General features: G+C 72.9%; 2 protein-coding genes. Both read left to right on the top strand.

Annotated features, from left to right (window positions below; genetic code table 11):
• Positions 1-28 precede the first annotated feature (28 nt).
• Entirely contained in the window at positions 29-2,692 is a 2,664-nt protein-coding gene (locus tag VD972_RS07855) for an O-antigen ligase family protein (protein WP_324983146.1), read from the top strand.
• A 193-nt stretch (positions 2,693-2,885) separates the two neighbouring features.
• Positions 2,886-3,087: hypothetical protein (locus VD972_RS07850; RefSeq protein ID WP_324983143.1), on the top strand; the 202-nt coding region annotated here is incomplete at its 3' end.

The raw sequence follows: 3,087 nt of genomic DNA, 5'->3' as shown, positions 1-3,087 counted from the left end.
TGGCTCGTGAGATAGTCAGGGCGCGTCCATGCCCCTCGCATCTCGCCGCACCTCCCGGTTCAGTCTTGGCGCCGAAGCGGCGCTGGTGGGGCTCGTCGTCCTGTGCCCCCTGGCTCTCGGTGGGGCGCCGACGTGGGTGCTCTGGCCGCTGGTGGGGCTGGCGATCCTGGCGATCGCGCTGGCCGGAGTGGGTGCACGGCGCCAGGGCCACGCGCTGCACGTGCCGCTGCTCGCGGTGCCGCTGGTGGCGGGCGCCGCGCTCTGCCTGGTGCAGCTCCTCCCGCTCCCCGCGGCCCTGCTCGAATGGGTGAGCCCCGAGGCGGCCGCGCTGCGCGAGTTCGCGCTCGCTCCCCTGGGGCTGACGTCCGCGCGCCCCATCTCCCTGGATCCGCCCGCCACCTGGCGCGCGCTGGCGGGGTATGTCGCGTACACGCTGGCCTTCGTCGCGGCGGTGGAGGTGTGCCGCTCCCGGCGCTCGCGGCGCCGGCTGCTGGCCACGCTGGCCTTCACGGGGGCGGCCGTGACGGTGATCGGGCTGCTGCACGCGCTGCTGGGGCTGACGGAGCTGTTCGGCATTCGCGCCTATGCCCATGCGCAGCCGCCCCTGGTGACGCCCTTCGGCAATCCCAACCACCTGGCCGGCTTCCTGGGGCTGGCCTCCACGGTGGCGCTGGGCCTGACGCTCACCAGCGAGCTGCGCGGGCGGGGGTTGGTCTTCGCCGCGGCGGCGCTGCTGTCCGGGGCGGGGGTGCTCCTCTCCCTCTCCCGCGCGGGGATCCTCTTCTTCCTGCTGGGCCAGGTGCTCCTGGCGGTGTGGGTGCTGCGCGAGCGCCAGGGAGTACCGGGACGGGAGCGTGTGCCATCGGCCACGAGCCGGGGCCTTGCCGCGCTGCTCGTGCTCTGCGCGACGCTGGCGGTGGGGGGCTACGTGGCGTGGGAGAAGCTGGTGGCCGAGGCAGCCAGCGCGGACAGCCTGGAGGAGCTGCGCCAGAGCAAGCTGGACCTGTGGCCCAGGATGGTGGCCACGGCGCGCGCCTTCCCGGTGCTGGGCATGGGCCGCGGGGCCTTCGAGGCCGCCTTCCCGCGCTACCAGACCGAGCCCAACCCCAACACGCTGACGCACCCGGAGAACGCGGTGCTGCAGCTCGCGGCGGAGTTCGGAGTGCCGGGCCTGGCGCTGCTGGCCGCGATGCTGTGGGGCTTCCTGCGGCTGGTGCAGCGGGAGCGGCTGGGAGGCGCGGAGGTGGCGGTGCTCGCGGGAGTCGGGGCGCTGGGGCTCCACAACCTCTTCGACTTCAGCCTGGAGCTGCCCGCGTCCGCGGTGGCCGCCTGGGTGATGCTCGCAGCGGTGGCCCGGCCGGAGGAGCGCGACGCCCCCGCGGTTCCAGGAGTGACGAGGCGGCTGCCTCCCACCCAAGGGCTGGGAGTCGCCGCGGCGCTCTCGCTCCTTGCTGTCGTGGCGCTCGTGCCTGGGCGGCACACGCTCGCGGGGGCGGAGGAGGAGCTGGCGGGGCTCATCCGCGCACGTGCACCACTGGCCGAGGTGCGAGCGCGAGCGCTGGTCCTCATCGATCGGCATCCGGCGGACTACCTGCTCTACAGCCTCGCCGGCTCGGCGTACGCGATGGGGGGAAGGGCCACGGCCGAGGAGGCGCTCGCCTTCGTGAACCGGGCGCTCTACCTGCGGCCGCTGGATGCCGCCTCACACCGCATCGGCGCGCGGGCGCTGCTGGCGCTAGGGCGCCGGAGCCAGGCCTTCCTGGAGTACCGGCTGGCGTACGAGTCGGGAGACACGGAGGTGTTGAGGCGGGAGGCCTTAGGGCAGGCGCGCACACTGGAGGAACTGCAGGCGCTGACCCCGGACGATCCCCGGAGGGTGGCAGCGCTGTCCCTGTCGCTCCTCTCACACCCAGGCTCCCAGGAGCTGGCACTCGCCTGGCTCGGCTGGGCACGTGAGCACTTCGAGTCGATGCTGGGTGACCGCTCGCCCGAGGCCCCGCTTGTCCGCTTCGGCGCCCGGGAGATGGAGGCCCTGTGGGAGCAGGAGACGCGCCTGCGCATGGTGAGGGGAGAGCTCGGGGCCGCGGAGGCGCTGTGCGCCGAGCTGGAGCGCCGGGCGCCGGATGCGCTCGGGCCGGCGATGCTGCGCGCGGAGATCCTCCGAGCCCAGGGCCGACGCGAGGAGGCGCTCCAGCTCCTCGATCGGCTCCTGCCTCGCTTCCCGGCGAAGGTGGAGCTGGCCTTCCTGCTGTCGAGTCAGCTCCTCGAGGCGGGGCTGACGCGGCGTGCGAGGGAGGTGCTCCAGCAGGCCAGCCCCTTCATCTCGGACTATCCACAGCGGGCACGACTGCTGTCGCTGGAGGGCGTCAGCTACGAGCGGGAGGGTCTGCTTTCTCGCGCGCTGGAGCGCTACCAGACGGTCGCCAGGCTCGTGCCCGCACCGGAGGCGCACTTCACGGTGGCGCGGCTCCACGAGTCCCTGCGCCGCTATGGGGACGCGGCGCGGGCGGTGCGCGAGGGACTGCAGCTGGTGCCCACAGGGGCGCGGCGGGACGAGGAGGCCTGGGTGGCGCGCCTGGAGGAAGAGGAGCGGAAGCTCCTGGAGGCGCGGCGGCAGGAGCTGATGGAGGATCCGCACAGGAAGGACATCGTGGAGCACTTGCTGGAGACGACCTCCGAGACGCCGCCGTGAGGGGTCCGGGCCGGAGCGCCTCGTCCCGGGCTCCAGGCCTGTGCACCGAGCCCGGCCAGGCGGGCGGGCACCCAGGGTGGCGGGCACTTCTATCGAGGCCCCACCGAGGTGTTCTATCCTGGCCTCCTCCTGGCCACGCCAGGGCAACGGGGCGCCAGAGCACGGCGCTCATGCGGGAATCGGGTCGTCATCCATGAGTCAGCAGGACGGAAACCTGAGAGTGCGCGTGGCTGGGCTCGACAGCCTGCGCTTCGTGTGCGCGTTCATCGTGGTGTTGGGCCACGGGGTTCATCCTCCCCTCATGGAAGGGGCGGACAAGGCCTCGCACTGGTTTGTCTTTCTCCTGAACGGGCTTATCAACAACCTCTACAACGGCCCCGCGGCAGTCATCGTCT

It is taken from the genome of Hyalangium sp., from assembly GCF_035629615.1.
Classification (GTDB): Bacteria; Myxococcota; Myxococcia; order Myxococcales; family Myxococcaceae; genus Hyalangium.
The sequence above is the reverse complement of the archived record's forward strand: the minus strand, read 5'-3'. Positions and strand labels throughout refer to the sequence as shown.